Origin of the sequence: Winogradskyella arenosi, from assembly GCF_003337305.1 — a bacterium.
GTDB lineage: Bacteria > Bacteroidota > Bacteroidia > Flavobacteriales > Flavobacteriaceae > Winogradskyella > Winogradskyella arenosi.
Window position 1 is genome coordinate 134,692 of sequence record NZ_QPJO01000001.1, and the last position, 19,758, is coordinate 154,449.

17 protein-coding genes, 1 pseudogene and 1 riboswitch are annotated in these 19,758 nt (G+C 35.7%); of the genes and pseudogenes, 10 read left to right on the plus strand and 8 right to left on the minus strand.

From position 1 onward, the window contains the following. Positions 1–86 precede the first annotated feature (86 nt). Complete coding sequence (locus DFQ08_RS00550; RefSeq protein ID WP_114307855.1) at positions 87–938, plus strand: OmpA/MotB family protein; 852 nt, start codon at positions 87–89, stop codon at positions 936–938. A gap of 108 nt (positions 939–1,046) precedes the next feature. After that, entirely contained in the window at positions 1,047–1,766 is a 720-nt protein-coding gene (locus tag DFQ08_RS00555) for a DUF6503 family protein (RefSeq protein ID WP_114307856.1), read from the plus strand. 16 nt (positions 1,767–1,782) lie between these two features. Here the strand turns inward: DFQ08_RS00555 and DFQ08_RS00560 are convergent, their stop codons facing one another. The 4 genes from DFQ08_RS00560 to DFQ08_RS00575 all read right to left on the minus strand — a co-directional run bounded on the left by DFQ08_RS00560 (position 1,783) and on the right by DFQ08_RS00575 (position 7,452). Further along, positions 1,783–2,469 (minus strand): hypothetical protein, encoded by a 687-nt coding sequence (locus DFQ08_RS00560; protein WP_114307857.1) that lies wholly within the window; start codon positions 2,467–2,469, stop codon positions 1,783–1,785. A 657-nt stretch (positions 2,470–3,126) separates the two neighbouring features. After that, positions 3,127–4,929 carry a ribonucleoside-diphosphate reductase subunit alpha gene (locus DFQ08_RS00565; protein WP_114307858.1) on the minus strand — a complete coding sequence of 601 codons (1,803 nt, stop codon included), beginning with the start codon at positions 4,927–4,929 and terminating at the stop codon, positions 3,127–3,129. A gap of 3 nt (positions 4,930–4,932) precedes the next feature. Then, the gene (locus DFQ08_RS00570) at positions 4,933–6,207 is read right to left on the minus strand and encodes a ribonucleotide-diphosphate reductase subunit beta (protein ID WP_114308632.1); all 1,275 of its coding nucleotides are present in this window, start codon (positions 6,205–6,207) and stop codon (positions 4,933–4,935) included. 678 nt (positions 6,208–6,885) lie between these two features. Beyond that, a complete protein-coding gene (locus DFQ08_RS00575; RefSeq protein ID WP_114307859.1) occupies positions 6,886–7,452 on the minus strand; it encodes a DUF3109 family protein in 567 nt (188 codons plus the stop codon). Between the two features lie 277 nt (positions 7,453–7,729). Between DFQ08_RS00575 and DFQ08_RS00580 the strand changes: the two genes are divergently transcribed. From DFQ08_RS00580 to DFQ08_RS00590, 3 genes are read left to right on the plus strand one after another with little or no spacing between them, the layout of a single operon-like run. Then, a complete protein-coding gene (locus tag DFQ08_RS00580) occupies positions 7,730–8,311 on the plus strand; it encodes a MarC family protein (RefSeq protein ID WP_114307860.1) in 582 nt (193 codons plus the stop codon). A 10-nt stretch (positions 8,312–8,321) separates the two neighbouring features. Further along, complete coding sequence (locus DFQ08_RS00585; protein ID WP_114307861.1) at positions 8,322–8,522, plus strand: hypothetical protein; 201 nt, start codon at positions 8,322–8,324, stop codon at positions 8,520–8,522. Then, the gene (locus DFQ08_RS00590; protein ID WP_114307862.1) at positions 8,522–9,130 is read left to right on the plus strand and encodes an FAD-dependent oxidoreductase; all 609 of its coding nucleotides are present in this window, start codon (positions 8,522–8,524) and stop codon (positions 9,128–9,130) included. Before DFQ08_RS00585 ends, DFQ08_RS00590 begins: the two co-directional genes overlap by 1 nt. Here the strand turns inward: DFQ08_RS00590 and DFQ08_RS00595 are convergent, their stop codons facing one another. The 3 genes from DFQ08_RS00595 to DFQ08_RS00605 all read right to left on the minus strand — a co-directional run bounded on the left by DFQ08_RS00595 (position 9,131) and on the right by DFQ08_RS00605 (position 11,885). Continuing rightward, positions 9,131–10,741 (minus strand): S41 family peptidase, encoded by a 1,611-nt coding sequence (locus DFQ08_RS00595; RefSeq protein WP_114307863.1) that lies wholly within the window; start codon positions 10,739–10,741, stop codon positions 9,131–9,133. A 22-nt stretch (positions 10,742–10,763) separates the two neighbouring features. After that, on the minus strand, positions 10,764–11,192 hold the full coding sequence (locus tag DFQ08_RS00600; RefSeq protein ID WP_114307864.1) for a deoxycytidylate deaminase: 429 nt from the start codon (positions 11,190–11,192) through the stop codon (positions 10,764–10,766). A gap of 102 nt (positions 11,193–11,294) precedes the next feature. Continuing rightward, positions 11,295–11,885 carry a HupE/UreJ family protein gene (locus DFQ08_RS00605; protein ID WP_114307865.1) on the minus strand — a complete coding sequence of 197 codons (591 nt, stop codon included), beginning with the start codon at positions 11,883–11,885 and terminating at the stop codon, positions 11,295–11,297. 134 nt (positions 11,886–12,019) lie between these two features. Further along, positions 12,020–12,143: riboswitch (SAM riboswitch) on the plus strand. Positions 12,144–12,241: 98 nt separating this feature from the next. Between DFQ08_RS00605 and DFQ08_RS00610 the strand changes: the two genes are divergently transcribed. The 5 genes and pseudogenes from DFQ08_RS00610 (at position 12,242) to metF (ending at position 18,744) form a co-directional block, all read left to right on the plus strand. Beyond that, a complete protein-coding gene (locus DFQ08_RS00610; protein WP_114307866.1) occupies positions 12,242–13,411 on the plus strand; it encodes a trans-sulfuration enzyme family protein in 1,170 nt (389 codons plus the stop codon). A gap of 59 nt (positions 13,412–13,470) precedes the next feature. Beyond that, positions 13,471–14,472 (plus strand): homocysteine S-methyltransferase family protein, encoded by a 1,002-nt coding sequence (locus DFQ08_RS00615; RefSeq protein ID WP_114307867.1) that lies wholly within the window; start codon positions 13,471–13,473, stop codon positions 14,470–14,472. Positions 14,473–14,500: 28 nt separating this feature from the next. After that, positions 14,501–14,857, plus strand: a pseudogene (locus tag DFQ08_RS00620) (four helix bundle protein). Between the two features lies 1 nt (position 14,858). Continuing rightward, positions 14,859–17,627 carry a methionine synthase gene (gene metH, locus DFQ08_RS00625; RefSeq protein WP_114307868.1) on the plus strand — a complete coding sequence of 923 codons (2,769 nt, stop codon included), beginning with the start codon at positions 14,859–14,861 and terminating at the stop codon, positions 17,625–17,627. Positions 17,628–17,790: 163 nt separating this feature from the next. Beyond that, a complete protein-coding gene (gene metF / locus DFQ08_RS00630) occupies positions 17,791–18,744 on the plus strand; it encodes a methylenetetrahydrofolate reductase [NAD(P)H] (protein WP_114307869.1) in 954 nt (317 codons plus the stop codon). 10 nt (positions 18,745–18,754) lie between these two features. On the opposite strand, the gene DFQ08_RS00635 is transcribed toward metF, so the two are convergent. Next, positions 18,755–19,588, minus strand: coding sequence for a DMT family transporter (locus DFQ08_RS00635; RefSeq protein ID WP_394347170.1), 834 nt, complete (start codon positions 19,586–19,588; stop codon positions 18,755–18,757). Positions 19,589–19,758: the final 170 nt, after the last annotated feature.

Here is a 19,758-nt window from a genome sequence, read left to right on the forward strand (position 1 = left end):
ATCAAAAAAAATAGGGCTTTTCAACATCCAAAAATGGACTTTCGTCGTATATCTACTTTAGAAATTAATTAAATTAAAAACTTAAGATGAAAAAAATTTCAATACTATTAGTCACAACCCTACTATTAAGTGCATGTGTTTCAAAAAAGAAATACGTGGCCTTAGAACAAGAAAAAGGTGAGCTTACAAGCGAACTTACTAAGACAAGAGTAGAAAAGGAAGAATTAGAGAATAAGTTTGCCATTATAGAAGCTCGCGTTAATGATTACAACAGTAAAATAAAATCTTTAAACGAAGATGTTGAAGGTTTAACTATTGAAAATAAAGCCCAGTTTCAAGTTTCTGAAGATGGTACTGTAGCCTCTGGAGCAAGCAAAGAAAAAATGCGTGAAACCTTAAAAAACGTAGATCCAGAAAAATTAGCTGGAGCTAAGACCTTAAAGGATTCTATGAATATTGCTATTCAGTACAATTTAAGTAAAGCGATGAACACTAGCGATCTTGATGAAGATGAAGACATCGTTGTAGATATTAACGAAACTGTTGTTATGATTTCTATTGCAGATGACATGTTGTTTAACACTGCAAGTTACCGAGTAGGAAATAAGGCTGACAAGATTTTAAAGAAATTAGCTGAAGTTATCAATTCTGAACCAAGTTTAGATGTTATGGTTGAAGGTCATACCGATTCTAGAAGCATTAACACTGAAAAAATTGCAGATAACTGGGATTTAAGTGTATTACGTGCCACTTCAGTGGTAAGAAAATTACAAAATCAGTTTAACGTTGCCCCTGAGCAATTAATTGCTTCTGGTCGTAGTAGCTACCAACCATTGGTTGAAAATGACTCTAACGCTAACCGTGCTAAAAACCGTAGAACACGTATTATCTTAATGCCAAACATTGATAAGTTCTTCGCTTTAATGGAAGAGAAATAAAAACTAAATCGTTTTAGATTTTAAGTTAAAAAAGCATCCTCCCGTAAAATTCGGCATTGGATGCTTTTTTTTATGCCCTAATGTGTAATTTGTAGCAAAATTGAAACTATGAAATCATTCTTTACCTACAGTGTCTTCTTTATTTTCTTTTTAAGCCTTAGCCAGAATATGAGCCCTGAAACCTTATTAGATAAGGCTATTGCATATCACGATCCAAACGGCAATTGGAAAACATTTAATGAGACCTTTACTGTAGAAATGACAACACCAAAATCTACAAAACGCACGAGTAGCATTTCAATTAATTTACCTGCTGAATATTTTAGCGTTAGCGCCACAAAAGATACAGTTAGCACCACGTACACTTTAAACAAGGGTAAATGTACCATGCGTTATAATGGAAAGGCTATAAAGCCCTCAGCTGCTAAACAAAAGAACATGACTTGTGATAGAGCCACATTATATAAAGACTACTATTCTTATTTATATGGTTTACCTATGAAGTTGAAAGACACGGGTACAAACCTTAGCAACAACGTTGAAAAGAAAAGCTTTAAAGACAAGGACTATTTGGTTTTAAAAGTAACTTATGACGAAGCCGTAGGAAGCGATGTTTGGTATTTCTATTTTAATCCGAAGACTTATGCCATGGAAATCTACCAGTTCTTTAAAACAGACGATAATGGTAAAGAGAAACAAGATAGTGGTGAATATATATTGCTTTCTGAAGAAACGCTTCTAAACGGCATAAAAATACCCAAAATTAGAGCCTGGTATTATAATAAAGATGATAAGTATTTAGGGACAGATACTTTAGTTGAAAAGTAATTTTGAATTCTGAAATCTATTCTGAATCTGATGTGTAACAATGTTCATTAAAGAATTCTATTACCTGAAGTAAATTCTCCTTTGAAAAGGTTTTATTTTCTACGTTTTCAACCAAGGTTGGACAATCTTTAAAATACGCTTTCATTGCCTTTTTAAAACTTTTAGAAAACGGCAACCCCTTGGTATAAAGATGAGCCACCTGATTGTCTTCTCCATTCCCAACATAATAACTATATCTCGGGATACTCATCTCCGTGTAAACAGCTCGACTTGAACGTAGATCAATTTCCTGACCGTTCTCTAATATAACCCTTTGATTAGGTATTACATTCATTGAGGGTTGATTTATAAATGATTTAGACAATGCACCTCCTTCATAAACCCTCACATAAAGACTTAAGCTATCAATAGCAACAATTTCCATGATTTCAGGGTATTTATCGCCATCTATATATTTATAACGGAATTGCCGATAATAATCGTTTTCAAGAATATCTACACCAATAAGATCTTTTGATCTGTAGGTTTTATACTTTAAGGTATCATTCTTAAATTTAACGGAAACGATAGATGCGATTCCGCTTATTTCTCCAACACCTTTAATTCTAGTACTATCTTTTAAGATCAGTACCGCAGGGCCAGACTGCGCATTTATGGCGCTGTAGATCCAAAGAAAAGACAGAACAAGAATTTTATGTATCATGGTTGAGAGATTAAAAGCTGCCCTAAATAGACCTATAAAACTCTAAAATAAAAAAGCATCTCATTTCTTACGTATTCTAGTTAAACAGAAGCGTATCAAAAAAATAATTTTATTATTGTTAAAATGTACAAAAAAATTTTGTTATTTTCAGATAATCGAAGGAAAGATATATTACCTTTGTAATACTTTAAAAGCGAAAAGCCTATTGTTGGCGCAATAGACTTTTCTGAAAGTTAAACAATTACATCCTGCCACCTTGGTAAGGAGTTGTGGAACTTAAAGCAACCACACTGTGATTAAACTAACTGCAATTTGTACTACGAGTTTAATCTCACATTCATAAACCATCCACCATTTTGGATGGTTTTTTTTTGCTTTACACATATTCACGTGTTTAAGTTATACCCTTAGAGGCACATGGGTTTAAGCCTATATTTCTACTCCTATTATTTAATTAAACTTACATTTTACCACTCATTTAGTTATCAATTACCGAATAGTAATATTAAAATATTTTTGTATACAAAAAACACTCAAAACGCTAATAAACAGCTGTTTATAAAGTTTTCGAAATTTTAAAATTTTGCCTAAAAAAACCACCCTACACTATATAGAGTGGTCTTTTAATAATTAACACTTATGTATTTTTCCTAGCTGTTATCCTTCACAACTCGTGCATTCTTTCTTTTGCTTAAACTTCTGTGCAGCATTCATACTGTGTTGGTAGTACAATGATTTTACTCCAAGTTTCCAAGCCGTTACATAAAGCTTATTAATATCCTTTACAGGCATATCTGGGTGTACCATGATATTTAAAGACTGACCTTGATCAATGTGATTTTGACGGTTTGCTGCTTGATAAATTAGCGTCATTTGGTCAATTTCAGAATAGGTTTTAAACACATCCTTTTCGTGATCCGTTAAGCCTTCTAAATGTTGTACAGAACCATCATAGTCTCTAATGCTTCTCCACACCTCACTGGTATTCATACCTTTTTCTTCTAAAAGGGCTACCAAATATGGGTTTTTAATCGTGGTTTTAATCTTCGCAATATCTTTTACATAACTGTTAGACCAAATTGGCTCAATCCCTTGAGAAACTTGTCCTAAGATAAATGCAGAAGAGGTTGTTGGTGCTACCGCATTTAAGGTTGTGTTACGTCTTCCATAGCCTTTTAAAACTTCTGGCTCACCAAATAATTCGGCTAACTCTTTAGAGGCTTTGTTAGATTTTTCGTTAATCGTTTTAAAGATTTCACTGTTTAAGTTAAAGGCTTCCTGACTGTCAAAACCTAACATTTTAGACTGTAATAAAGAATGCCATCCTAAAGCTCCTAAACCTAAAGCTCTATTTTCTTTTGCAAAATTATAGGCTTTTTCCATGAACATAAACGTCTGTCTATCATCACGATCTGCAGAATCTCTGTACACCTCTAATTTGGTGATAAATTCTTCTAAAACCGCATCCAAGAAATAGACCATCGTTTCTACAGCATCGGTATCTTTCCATTTATCATAATGCAATAAGTTTATAGATGATAATACACATACAAACGACCATTTTTCATTTGTTGGTAACATGATTTCTGTACACAAGTTACTTGCGTAGATTTCATGGTTTTTATCTTTATAAACATCTGCAGCCTTGTTGTTCGCATTGTCTTTAAAGAAGATATAAGGATATCCTATCTCTCCTCTACGTTGCAATACTTTGGCCCAGATAGCTCTCTTATCCTTATCACCATCAATCATTTCTTGCATCCACTCATCTCCAACAGTTACCCCATGGGTTAACTCTTGTATTGGATTTCCTTCGGTACCAATTTCTAAAAACTCATGAATGTCTGGATGCTCTATAGGTAAGTAAGGTGAAAAACGACCTCTTCTTACTGACCCTTGACTTACAACATCAACCATTTTTTCAAACAATTGCATAATATGCACGGCTCCAGAAGACTCGCCGTTATTTTTAACAGGAGCACCACGATGTCTTAATTTACCAAAGTAACCCGAAGTACCACCTCCAAGTTTAGACATCATACCAACTTCAGACTGGGTATAAAGAATATCTCCCATATCATCAGAAATATGCGACCCAAAACAACTAATAGGAAGTCCACGGCGCTTACCAAAGTTAGACCAAACCGGTGAAGCTAATGAATAATAGCCTTCTGCCATATAGCCATAAAACTTATCCGCAAAGCCATCGATGCCTAATATTTTTTCAGCATTATTAGCAATTTCTCTTATACGCTCTTCTGGCGTTGTATCACCTGTTAAATAGCCTGACGCTAAAAACTGACGACTGTTCTCGGTTAACCATTTTATTTCGGGTTCTGATTTAGCATCAGCATCCTTAATAGCTTCTTTTCTAGCTTTTATTAACTCCTCACGGTTAGAGGTTGTCGTTGTGTCTTGCTTCAATTTGTTGTCGAGGTCGGTGTTTGTGTAGTTGCTCATAATTTAAAATAGGTCGTCGCTGGTTATACTTTTGGTTCTTTTACTGTAGTTGATAGAACGTTTCACGAAGAAATCTCCATGTTTAGTTCCAATAATTTCATCATCAAACCATTCGGTTTGTGCTAATAGGGTCTCATCGACATCAAAGACTTTTTCAATGCCAATACTTTCTAATGAATTATTAAATCTATTTTTTATAAACTCATTAATCACATCTTTAGGTAAGAACTCTAGTTCACCCGCTTCAAAAATCCAATCTACTAATTTGCTTTCTGAAGTGAAGGCCTCTTTACATAAGTCTCTTACTAAAGCGCTGTGTTCTTCATCAAACCAAGTTGGGTTTTCATTTTTGATAATTTTTATAATATCAATACCAAAATCACCATGAATTTGCTCTTCCTTAGAGGTTGCTTCAACAACATTAGACACCCCTTTCAGCATGTTTTTATGTTTATTGAAAGCCATGATAATTAAGAATTGTGAAAATAAAGACACATGCTCTATAAATAGCGAGAATAATAAAATAGACTCTGCATACTCTTTGTTATCTTCACTCTTGGCATTTTTTAAAGCCGTTTCTAAATAATGAACACGTCTCATTATTACAGGCTTTTTCTTAAGATTTTTAAACTCGTTGTTAAGTCCAAGAATTTCTAGTAAGTGCGAATAAGCATCTTGATGACGCACTTCACTTTCTGCAAAGGTCGCCCCCACAGATCCGATTTCTGGTTTTGGCATTTTGTTATAAATCTCACCCCAGAACGACTTCACGGCCACCTCAATCTGAGAAATGGCCAACATTGTATTTTTTATAGCATTCTGCTCTACAACGGTAAGTCTTGTTTTGAAATCTTGAATATCACTAGTAAAGTTAAATTCTGAATGAATCCAGTAAGAGTGTCTAATAGCATCTACATATTCGTTAAGCTCAGGATATTCGTAAGGCTTAAGGTTAATACGTTTTTCAAAAATATTAGTCTTTCTATTTCTAGCCTGTTCATCACGGTATAAAATGTAAGCCTTAGCCACATCATGAAACGCGCTTTGCATCAGTTTCTCTTCAACCAAATCTTGAACCTCTTCTACGGTTGGCAAATAATTATGATCTGTTTTTTTACGATCCAATAAAGTCTGTAACACATCTACAGAAATTCCATTAGCATCTTCTTTAGTACCATTTCCTACAGAAAGCATAGCTTTTTCAATCGCATTAGAAATTTTATTTAAAACAAAGGGACTTGTTTCATAATCTCTTTTTATAATCTGAGTAATCTCCATAGTTCTTCTTTTAATTTTAAAGACTAGATGTCCATTAGAATGAGTATGAATCATTCCAAATTCCATTAGTTATTCCGTAAAATGAGTTTAATTTTTTCCTTTAAGGGGACAATAAGAGGCTTGCTTATAAAATGTATAATTTGACTTATTCTCTTTCAAAAATCCTTCAAAAATTCATTTCATTTGGCCTGCAGCAAAGATTGACATTTGTAATGAAAAATGAAAGATGATTTGCTAAACGTTGTCAACAAGTTTTTAACAAAACCGCCTGAAGCCGTTAAAACAACATCATTCTTCAAAACACAAGCAAAACCCTGTATAACAGTAGCATAAGCAGTTTTCATAATTTCAAATTTTGTAAGATTTTACTTATTAAAATAAACATTAACAAGCCTATTTACTGACCTTTTAAGCCGAAGCCTTTTCCAAATATTTTTGCAAAAATAAAGATTAAAATAGAATCCTTTTCCTACTATTTGTAGCAATTACGAATCGGACGTATAAATGAAATATTTTAACATTAAAATTTTAGAAATTCGGATAATTAGGCCATATTTTTTAGCAATACAAAAATGACAAGGGTCTAATTTTTTAGGTCCAGTATTTTTAGCGTTTGAGGCTAAAAATTATGATCACAATTTCTAATATTTTAAAATAGGAAAGCGTAACGCCTAACTTTTAGCCTCTATTTTCAGCGACTTTTTCTAATTCAGCATACCAATCAGCACCAAATTTTCGGATGAGCGCTTCCTTTACAAACTTATAAACCGGAACTTGTAACTCTTTCCCTAATGAACAGGCATCATCACAAATCTCCCATTTTTCATAGTTCACACCAGAAAACTCCGAATAATCTTTAACTCGAATAGGATACAAATGACAAGACACGGGTTTTTTCCATGTAATCTCACCTTGATTATAAGCCTCTTCAATACCGCAAAGGGCCGTTTTCTTTTCATCAAAGATCACATACGCACAATCTGCACCATTAATTAAAGGGGTTTCAAAATCACCAAACTCGGTCGTAATAGACGTGCCTTGTGCTTCAATAGCATCAATACCTTCTTGTCTTAAAAAAGGTTTTACTTTAGGATAGATAGATTCTAAGATTTCAACTTCTTCTGGGTCTACAGGTGCTCCCGCATCACCGTCAATACAACAGGCTCCTTTACAGGCGGAGAGGTTACACACAAAATCCTTATCTATTATGTCTTCTGAGACTATGGTTTTTCCAAGTTGGAACATACACTAATTAATTAGCCTTAAAAAAGGCTGTTATGGTTTCTTTTTCGGCTTCAAATATACTGTAAAATATCCCTTTTAAAGCGCTGTTTTTAAGCATAAAAAAGCAAGTGCAAAAATACTTAAACTTAACAATAATTTATTATTGTTAATCCTTAATAATATCGCACCTTTGCAAAAAATTTAAAACCTTGTACCTTTATAAGGTCTTTAAAGAACTATAAAACAAACCCTTATAACGCTTACACCAAAGCATCAGAATTTTTAAATTGAGTAAAAAATGCAATTAGATCTTAAACAAATTGTAACGGCTTTCATGATCCTTTTTGCGGTCATCGATATCATTGGAAACATCCCAATCATCATTGACTTAAGAAAAAAAGTGGGTCATATTCAAAGTGGTAAAGCCTCTATTATTGCCGGTATTATTATGATTATTTTCCTTTTTGTAGGAAAAAGTCTTTTAAGTCTTATTGGTATTGACGTAAACTCGTTTGCTGTTGCCGGTGCCCTTGTTATCTTTTTTATTGCTTTAGAAATGGTTTTAGGGATTACCTTATACAAGGAAGATGAGCACAGTTCGGTTACCGCTTCTGTTTTCCCCTTAGCCTTCCCTTTAATGGCAGGACCAGGAACCTTGACCACGCTATTATCGCTCCGTGCTGAATTTGCTATAGAAAACATTATCGTGGCTGTTATTAGCAACGTGCTTGTTATTTTTCTTGTTTTAAAAACCTCAGCCAAAATAGAACGTCTTATCGGAACTAACGGAATTAACATTATAAGAAAGATTTTTGGTGTAATTTTGTTAGCGATCGCTGTAAAACTATTTGCTCATAACATTAAAGCGTTATTAGCATAAAACACAAATTATGAAGATTTTCACTTTTGTTTTAAGCCTTATTGCTATAGGCCTCGTCATTTTCAATGCTACAAAATTAGATTTCAACGCCTTATTTGAAGGCGAAAGTCAGACTGCATTAATCACCATGTTAGCCGCTTTATGCGCTGTTGTCTTATTGCAGATTCTTAGAATTTCTAAAAAGATTGAAAAATTAGCCAACAAGAAATAATGGTTTTTGATGCCTTAATTATTGGTGGTGGAGCAGCAGGACTATCTTGCGCCTTGGTTTTAGGATCTGCAAAACAGAAAGCCTTTGCTAAGGATAAGCAGATCGGTATTATTGCCCATCAAAAAACATCCCATCTGCAAAGTGCCCTATTTAATAATGTACTGGGGTTAACTCCAAGAACCTTAGGTGCCGATTTGCTAAGGGATGGTAAAGCCCAATTAAAAGCACAATACCCTCATGTAACCCAAATTGAGGACGAAAAAGTAAAAGCCATTACACGCCAGGCCTCTGGCTTTACCGTAACCACCCAAGAGCAAAGCTACCAATCTAAAATTGTGGTGATTGCTGTAGGCTACACCAGTTTTATTACCATAAAAGGACTTGAGGATTATATAGAACCTCATCCGCGATCGGCTGTTGAAAAAGATAGGATTTGGTTAAGAAACACAGATCATTTGGTTGAAACAAACCTTTATGTCGCTGGAAGTTTAGCGGGTTGGCGCAGTCAGTTTGCTATCGCCTGTGGTAGCGGGTCTCACGTGGCTACGGATATCCTAACCCTTTGGAATGATGGTAAGCAAACCAAAATTCACGATAAAGTTACCTAGTTAATGTTGCTTAAGTGTAGGATATTCTGTGCTTAAAAGAATAACTTCCTGCACCATTGTATCATCATTATTTATAACCTCTTCAAAGGCAATATCATCAAATAATTGTCCCGCCAAATTCGCTTTAATAAGACGTTTTATTTCTGAACTATACACCATAAAATTGATATTGGTGCCTTCTCTTAAGTTTACAAAATTCTGAAAACGAACTACCACCGAGTCTTCCACTTCATAATTCGCCATAAAATCAGATCGTGTTAGATCTTGATACAGCATACGATCCTTATCTAACGCTTCAAAAGCAAAATATCTAAAATGCCCTCTTCGTCTTAGATAATTTAAAGTTTCATTATCAAAACTTTGATCTACAGGCACAAAGATATCCGGAATAATACCGCCACCGCCATAAACCACCTTTCCTTTTGGGGTGGTAAATTTTAAAGAATCATCAACTGTGATGCTTTCTTCATGCGCCAATTCCCCTGTACGTAAACGTTTATAATAATCATTGAAATAACTTTCACTATCCCCATTAGTATACGGTTTCTGAATGGAGCGTCCTGTTGGGGTATAATATCGCGATACCGTTAAGCGTACCGCACTACCGTCACCCAAAGCCATTTCGCGTTGTACAAGACCTTTACCATAAGAACGACGCCCTACAATAATACCTTTATCATTATCTTGAAGCGCTCCCGCAACCACTTCGCTAGCAGAGGCAGAATTCTCGTTGATTAAGATAAAAATCTCACCATCTTCAAAAGCACCATTACCTGTAGCATAGACATATTCCTCTTTTCCGCGCTTATCTTTAGTGAATAAAATGAGTTTATCATCTTCTAAAAACTCGTCTACAATCTGTTCTGCAATCCCCAAAAAACCGCCAGGATTCTCTCTTAAATCTAAGGCCAATTTCTTAGCACCTTGCCCTTGAAGGGTATCTAAAGCAGCTTTAAATTCCTTATAGGTAGACTCTGCAAAACGGTTAATTTTTATATACCCCAACTCTTCTGTAAGCATGTAAGCGGCATCTACACTTTTAATAGGAATGGCTTTTCGCTTAACATCAAACTCTAACAACTCTGGCGCTCCTTTTCTATAAACGGTGAGCTTAATAGAGGTATTCTTATCCCCTTTAAGCTTTTGGCTAATCATGCTATTAGTGATCTGAGCACCATAAAGCGTATCGTTATCAGCCATAAGAATACGATCGCCACTTAAAATCCCAGCTTGTTCACTAGGACCATTTTTAGTGGGCTTAATTACAGCAATGGTATCACGGTAGGCATAAAAATTAATCCCAATACCTACAAAATCACCTTTCATATTTTCAGTGACGCGTTTTAAATCTTCTTTGGGAATATAAGTAGAATGTGGATCTAAATTTTGCAGAATACCGTTTACAGTCACATCAACTATACTGTCCGTATTCACTTCCTCCACATATTCGTAATCAATATAATCGATTAACCGATTGAGTTTATTCTTTTTACTATTGCTTGTAAAGAGGTTATCTGACGTGTCTGAAAAATTCAATTTTCCACCAATAACCACCCCGGCCGCAATTGCAGCACCGATAATTAATGGTATGTATTTATTTTTTGTTGCCATAGTATTTCCCTCTTAAGGAATCTTAATCGATATCTTCGATAAGCTCTATCTGAATCCCTGCTTTTTTCAGAAATTTTAATCCCGAATCATCCTTATAACCTTGATGGTACACGACTCTAACAATACCCGCTTGATGGATTAGCTTACTACACTCTTTACAAGGCGAAAGTGTAATGTATAAGGTTGCTCCTTGACAAGATTGCGTAGAGGAAGCCACTTTTAAAATGGCATTAGCCTCGGCATGTAACACATACCATTTGGTATAGCCTTCATCATCCTCACAGTAATTTTCAAACCCTGTAGGCGTTCCGTTATAACCATCAGAAATAATCATACGGTCTTTTACAATAAGTGCGCCCACCTGTTTTCTATTGCAATGGGAGAGTTTACCCCATTCTTTAGCGATTCGTAAATACGCTTTATCGTAACGACGCTGTTTTATTTTTGACATTCCTTAAAAGTATTATGCAATCGTACCTTGTTCAGAACGAAGATAAAAGGTTAAAAATACATTCCTCTTTGACTTCGCGTTAAAATTTTACCAAACTTTAATCTAGTTGATAAGATCACTTTCTATAATCATAGGAATTACTAAGCCAATAACGATAGAAGATAAGACCATCATCCAATCGCGACGAGAAAATCTAAATACCGTTTGACAAATAAATCCTATAAACAAGACCACAAAAACAATAATTAGTTGTGCAATTTCTATACCTAAAGCAAATTCTATAAGCAGTTCTAATTTATTTTCGGCCTGACCAGAAAACATTTTAAACTCTCTTGCAAAGCCAAGACCATGAATAATTCCAAAGAACAAGGTGGTAGCAAACAGCAAGCCTATTTTATTATTTTTAGAAGTTTTACCAGCGGTAAAGACATTGTACAAGGCCATAATTAATATGGTCACCGGAATTAAAAATTCCACCAATTGGCCATTAATCTGCACCACACCATAAGCCGCTAAAACCAAGGAGAGCGTGTGCCCTACGGTAAAGGTAGTCACTAAAACAAGGACGCGTTTCCAGTCGTTAAACAAATAAGGTACTGCGAGTACCATTAAAAAAAGGATATGGTCATAACCATTAATATCCAAGACGTGATTCATGCCATATTGCACATTGAACCAAAAATTTTCGAACATAGTTGATATTTTAGGGAAATTCAAAGTTACAATTAAAATGCATATGCTCTTAATAAAAAAAAGTGAATAAAATTTGTATAATCCTATTTTCTTTCGGAATATTGTAGTTCACAAAGTTCAAACAACTTATTGAAATGTTATCAAGAAAGGTGGAGGGATTAGACCCTTTGATGCCTTAGCAACCCTTAGACTTACTAAGAAGGTGCTAAATTCTACGTAATTAGCGATTCATTTATCGCTTAATTGGATAGATAACCCATACAATTGCTCATCTGCAATTTTTATTCTTTATAACTTTTTCTATACCTACGTCTTTTGACGTTTTTAGTTTTTTGATTTTTTTTAAATAGAAAAAAATGAAATCTAATCGTATTGAAACACAAGCTATACGCACACAATTAGAACGTTCGCAATTTTTAGAACATTCAAGTCCTTTATACCTAACCTCTAGCTACGTATTTGAGGATGCTGAAGATATGCGTGCTTCCTTTGCCGATGAAAAGGAACGCAATATTTATAGCCGTTACTCCAACCCGAACACTTCAGAATTTATAGAGAAAATCTGTCTGATGGAAGGTGCTGAACGTGGCTATGCCTTTGCGTCGGGGATGTCGGCCGTATTTTCAACCTTTGCCGCTTTACTTAATGCTGAAGATCATATCTTATCTTGCAGAAGTATCTTTGGGTCTACACAAACCTTATTCAATACCATTTTACCAAAGTGGAACATTGCAACGAGTTATTTTAAAATTGATGAGCTCGATACGATTGAAAGCCTTATTCAGCCCAACACAAAAGTAATCTATGCCGAGAGCCCAACCAATCCTGCTGTAGATATTTTAGACTTAGAACGAATTGGGGCCCTTGCAAAAAAACACAACCTTATTTTTATTATAGACAATTGTTTTGCCACACCTTACTTGCAACAGCCTATTAAATTTGGGGCCGATTTAGTCATCCATTCGGCCACTAAGTTAATAGATGGTCAAGGTCGTGTTTTAGGAGGTGTAGTTGTTGGCGACTCAGAACTGATTCAGAAGATTTATTTATTTTCAAGAAACACCGGTCCTTCCCTATCGCCATTTAATGCATGGGTATTATCTAAAAGCCTAGAAACCTTACCGGTGCGCGTAGATAGACATTGTGATAATGCGTTAAAAGTGGCCCATTTTTTAGAATCGCATCATTTGGTGAATGTTGTAAAATACCCATTTTTAAAATCGCATCCGCAATACGAATTGGCTAAAAAACAAATGAAAGCTGGTGGAAACATCGTGGCTTTTGAAATTAAAGGCGGCATTGAAGCAGGGAAGCAATTTTTGAATGCCATCAAACTATTATCGCTCTCGGCAAATCTTGGAGATACAAGAACCATAGTGACGCATCCGGCCTCTACAACACATGCTAAAATCCCTGAATCTGTTCGTTTAGAAACCGGAATTACATCAGGATTAATCAGAGTTTCTGTAGGCCTAGAGCATCCTGAAGATATTATTAACGATTTAAAACAGGCTTTAGAAAACTAAAGTCAGTTCGAGTGATTTTATGACATTGGCATAAATTATATCGAGAACACAACCATATTATGAGCAAAATAACAGACCAATTACGAAAACGAATCTTAGTTCTCGATGGCGCCATGGGAACCATGCTTCAGCAATATAGCTTCTCTGAAGAAGATTTTAGAGGCGAACGTTTTAAGGATTACCCATCGCCATTACAAGGGAATAACGATTTATTATCCCTAACCCAACCTGAAGCCATAGCCGCTATTCACGCTAAGTATTTTGAAGCTGGTGCCGATATCGTAGAAACCAATACCTTTTCTGGGACTACCATTGCTATGGCCGATTACGACATGGAAGATTTGGTTTATGAGCTCAACTATGAATCGGCTAAAATTGCCAGAGACGTTGCGGATAAATTCACGAAAGAAAATCCTGAAAAACCGCGCTTTGTTGCCGGAAGTATTGGCCCTACCAATAAAACCGCTAGCTTATCGCCAGATGTGAATAGACCAGAATACAGAGCCATCACCTTTAACGAGCTACGTGTCGCTTACAAACAACAAGTAGAAGCTCTAATTGATGGCGGTGTGGACATGCTTTTGGTTGAAACTATTTTTGATACGCTTAATGCGAAAGCTGCTTTATTTGCGATTGAAGAAGTGAAAGAGGAACGTCATATTGATATCCCAATTATGGTTTCCGGAACGATAACGGACGCTTCTGGAAGAACCTTATCCGGGCAAACCGTTGAAGCCTTTTTAACGTCTATTTCTCATATTCCGCTTTTAAGTGTGGGCTTTAATTGTGCCCTTGGCGCGCAACAACTAAAACCGTATTTACAACGCTTATCTAACGAAACTGAGTTTTTTACCTCAGCACATCCTAACGCAGGTTTACCAAATGCTTTTGGAGAATATGATGAAACACCAGAGCAAATGCAAAGCTACATTGAAGACTACCTAAAAGACAACCTCATCAATATTATTGGAGGTTGTTGTGGCACAAGTCCTGAGCACATCAAAGCCATCGCTGAAGTCGCTCAGAAGTATGAACCTAGAAAGTTGGTGGTTGGTGTATAGTTGCTAGTGGTCAGTTAAAGTGAACAAAATGGATTATAAAGATTTGGAGGTTTGGAAATTTTCAAGGGAGCATGTAAAAAAGGTTTACGAATTAAGCAATTCGTTTCCCAAAAAAGAATTGTACGCCTTAACGAATCAAATAAGACGATGTTCAATATCTATACCTTCTAACATTGCAGAAGGTTTAGGACGACAATCAAACAATGAAACCATTCATTTTTTATTTATTTCAAAAGGTTCATTATAAGAACTCAAAACACAACTTTATTTAGCTTTCGATTTAAATTATATCGCAGAAGATCAATTAAAAAAAATTTTAGAACACGTTACCTCTTGCAAAAAGCTACTTAACGGATTCATTAATTATTTCAAATCAAAAAAGTAACATGAGTGCATCTAGCAACTATCAACAACCCCCTAAAAACCAAAAGTACTTAACGCTTTCTGGACTAGAACCGCTCGTTGTAACACCAGATAGCAACTTCATCAACGTCGGTGAACGCACCAATGTCACAGGCTCACGTAAATTTCTTCGACTTATTAAAGAAGAAAAATACGATGAAGCTTTAGAAGTGGCAAGAGACCAAGTAGATGGTGGTGCGCAAATTTTAGATGTGAACATGGACGAAGGGATGTTAGATGGTGTTTATGCCATGACCACCTTTCTAAATCTGATCGCTTCAGAACCCGATATTTCTAGAATTCCTATTATGATTGATAGCTCTAAATGGGAAATTATAGAAGCGGGCTTGCAGGTGGCGCAAGGGAAATGTGTCGTTAACTCCATCAGTTTAAAAGAAGGCGAAGCACAATTTAAACATCATGCTAAACTGATTAAACGCTATGGCGCTGCTGTTGTGGTTATGGCTTTTGATGAAGATGGCCAAGCCGATAATTACCAGAGACGTATTGAAATTTGCAAACGTTCGTATCACATTTTGGTCAACGAACTAAAATTTCCTGCTCAAGATATCATTTTTGACCCTAATATTTTTCCGGTGGCTACAGGAATGGACGAGCATCGCAGAAATGCACTCGACTTTTTTGAAGCCACCAAATGGATTCGTGAAAATTTACCTTATGCTAACGTTTCTGGAGGTGTGAGTAATGTCTCGTTTTCGTTTAGAGGAAATAATGTGGTGCGTGAAGCGATGCATTCCGCATTTTTATATCACGCCATTAAAAACGGCATGAACTTAGGAATTGTAAACCCTACTATGCTTGAGGTTTATGATGAAATTGATAAGGATTTATTAGAACGTGTAGAAGATGTTCTCTTTGATAGACGCGATGATGCTACAGAGCGTTTATTAGATTTTGCCGATTCTGTAAAAGGACAGAAAAAAGAGCAAGACAACAAAGTACAGGAATGGCGAAATGATCCACTTCAAGATCGTATTACACACGCCTTAGTCAAAGGAATTGATGCTTTTATTATTGAAGATGTAGAGGAAGCCCGCTTAGCTTCCACCAAACCTATTGAAGTCATCGAAGGCCATTTAATGATTGGAATGAATGTGGTTGGCGATTTATTTGGAAGTGGTAAAATGTTCTTACCGCAAGTGGTAAAATCGGCACGCGTTATGAAAAAAGCCGTGGCTTATTTGCAACCTTTTATTGAAGCTGAAAAGGACGGTAAACAAGAGTTCGCAGGTAAAATATTAATGGCCACTGTTAAAGGTGATGTGCATGATATTGGAAAGAATATTGTGAGTGTCGTTTTAGGTTGTAATAATTACGAAATCATTGACCTTGGAGTTATGGTGCCACCAGAAAAAATCATTGAAACCGCCATTAAAGAAAAGGTCGATATCATTGGGTTGAGTGGTTTAATTACACCATCACTTGATGAGATGGTTTATGTATCTAAATCGCTTGAAAAAGAAAAGATAGACATTCCCTTAATTATCGGTGGGGCCACAACCTCTAGAGCGCATTCGGCTGTAAAAATTGCCCCGCATTATAACAATACGGTGGTTCATATTAATGATGCCTCAAGAGCGGTGACCGTTGTTGGGAATCTGCTTCAGAACGACAGTAAAATTTATAAAAATCAGATACGAGAAGAGTATGATGCCTTCCGTGAGCAATTTTTAAAACGAACCAAGAAAAAGGACTATTTAACCCTTGCTGAGGCGCGAAAAAATAAATTCAAAATCAATTGGAATACTTCTGAAATTGTAAAACCAGCACAATTAGGGATTCAAATTATTGAAGATTTCGACATCACAAAACTTGAAGAATTTATTGATTGGTCGCCATTTTTTAGAAGTTGGGATTTACATGGCAAATATCCAGCCATTTTAACGGATAATGTGGTTGGCGAACAAGCCACCGACTTATTTGCCGATGCACAGGTGTTATTGAAACGTATTTTTGATGAAAAACTGCTTAAAGCCAAAGCTATTTTTGGATTGTTTGAAGCCAATACGGTAAATGATGATGATATTGAGATTACTATTGAAGAATGTCACCTCGAGCGCAGTCGAGAGGTTTCAAATTCAACATCTGCTAAAGAAGGTCTCGACTGCGCTCGACCAGACAAATACAATTTCTTAACCCTTCGCCAGCAATCCAAAAAATCTGAAGGTAAACCCAATATTGCTTTAGCCGATTTTATAGCTCCAAAAGCTAGCAATATTCAAGATTATATGGGCTGTTTTTGTGTCTCTACAGGATTTGGAACGGCAGAATTAGCTGCTCAATTTGAAGCCGAACACGACGATTATAATTCCATTATGATTAAAGCTTTAGCCGATCGTTTGGCCGAGGCCTTTGCAGAATATTTACATAAAGAAGTAAGAACAAAACATTGGGGTTATGCTAAAAATGAAGACTTATCTAACGACGAGTTAATCAAAGAAAACTATAAAGGGATTCGTCCTGCACCGGGTTACCCTGCCTGCCCAGATCACCTAGAAAAGACAAGTATTTGGAACATTTTAAAGGTTGAAGAAAACATTGGGGTTAAACTTACCGAGAGTTTAGCCATGTGGCCAGCAGCCAGTGTAAGCGGTTATTATTTTGGAAATCCTGAAGCCAAATATTTTGGCTTAGGAAAAATTAAAGAAGATCAAATAGAAGACTATAGCCAACGTAGAAAAATTTCTAATGAAGAAGCAACAAAATGGCTCAGTCCAAATATTGCAGATTAATTAAACCTTAATCTTAGACCTAGCAGGTTTTAAAAACCTAGCAGGTCCTTTACAACATTGTGTTCCTGCAAGATTTTAAGAAACTTGTAAGTATCAGCAAAAGTAACGCCAATAAAAAATAAGAGTAAACATTAAAGAGATACCCACTTTCGTGGGCAATACTATGAAAGTAACAGACCACATCAACAAGGCTAATGGAAAAACATTATTTTCCTTCGAAATTATTCCTCCTAAAAAAGGAAATAGTATTCAGCAACTTTATAATAATATCGATCCTTTAATGGAGTTTAATCCTCCTTTTATTGATGTGACCACATCTAGAGAGGAATACTTGTATATTGAAAAAGACGGGCTTTTAGATCGAAAGATTACACGGATGCGCCCAGGAACGGTGGGAATCTGTGCCGCAATAAAACACAAATACGACGTCGACACCGTGCCGCATGTATTATGTGGAGGATTTACAAAGGAAGAAACAGAGTATCTACTTGTAGATTGTCATTATTTAGGCATTAATAATGTGATGGCTTTACGCGGGGACGCTATGAAACATCAGCAGTATTTTGAAGCTTGTGATGGCGGACATCAATTTGCAAAAGGCTTGGTAGAACAAATTCAAAATTTAAATAAAGGGCAGTATTTACACGATGTTGCTGAAGGGCATGATAAAGCCGATTTCTGTATCGGTGTGGCAGGCTATCCAGAAAAGCATTTGGAAGCACCCTCTTTAAAAACAGACCTTAAGCGTCTTAAACAAAAGGTAGATGCCGGTGCTGATTATGTAGTGACACAAATGTTTTTTGATAATCAAAAATATTTTCAATTTGTGGAGGCTGCCAAGGCAGAAGGTATTAATGTGCCTATTATTCCGGGAATTAAACCCCTTGCTGTAAAACGCCATTTACAGTTATTGCCACAGGTTTTTAAAATTGATTTACCTGAAACCCTAATTGAAGCGGTTGAAAGCTGTAAGGATAATAAAGCCGTTAGACAAGTTGGTGTGGAATGGGCTGTACAACAATCTAAAGAATTACAACAAGCAGGAGTTCCTGTATTGCATTATTATTCTATGGGAAAAAGTGACAATGTAAAGGCCATTGCTTCCCAATTATTTTAAAGTCTCAAGGTTATTTTCTTTTGGTAACCACATTTAAGGTGAGACCTAATACGATTAATAAAATCCCAATTAAACTCCAAATGGTATAGGTCTCACCAAACCAAATTAACCCGATAATCATGGTGAAGATAACTTCAAGATATTTTAGTGGTGCGACTTGGTTGGTTTCGCCAACCTGCATAGCTTTGGTCATGTAGAGCTGTGCAAAATAGCCAAAAACGCCAAGACTCATTAAAATTAACCATTCGAGACCTATGGGGTTTTTCCAACTATTTATAGCCAAAAGTCCGCCTATTACAGCCGATATAATCATAAAATAATTAACCACAACCACCGGATGGTCTTGATTTCCTATTTTTCTGATGATAATAAAAATTAAACCCGAAAACAATGCTGACACCAAAGCATAGATAATCCCTTCTACCTGCATATTATTATCAAACCCCTTCAGAATTACTACCCCTAAAAAGGCAATGGCGAAAAATACCCATTGTATAAATCGAACTTTTTCCTTTAGAAAAAATAGCGCAAAGAAAGCGGCAAAAATAGGAGCGATATAACGAATTGAGACTGCCGTCCCCATCGCAATATACCGAATAGACAAGAAAAATAAGGTCATTGAGGTTACGCCAAATACACTTCGTAAAATCAGTAACCCTTTTTTATTCCCAAGGAATGAAATCTTATTTTTTATGAGAAATGGAAACGTAAAAAACAAGGAGCCTATAGATCTAAAAAACACAATTTGATAAACACTAAAATTTGATAAGGTCTTTACAAACACATTTAAAAATGTGAATGCTAAAGCACTGATCACCATATATTGAATTGCCTTTTTCAGAATGTATTGGGAATTAAAATAATAAAATTGAAGTTGCTTTATTCGTTGGCAGCAATTTACATAATAAATCACTAAAACATAAGATAAAAAGCCCCTAATTAAGGTTCATTTTTAGGCTTAAAATTTAATAATAGACCCGTTTTTTGCTTATTTTTATAAAACACAAATAACGA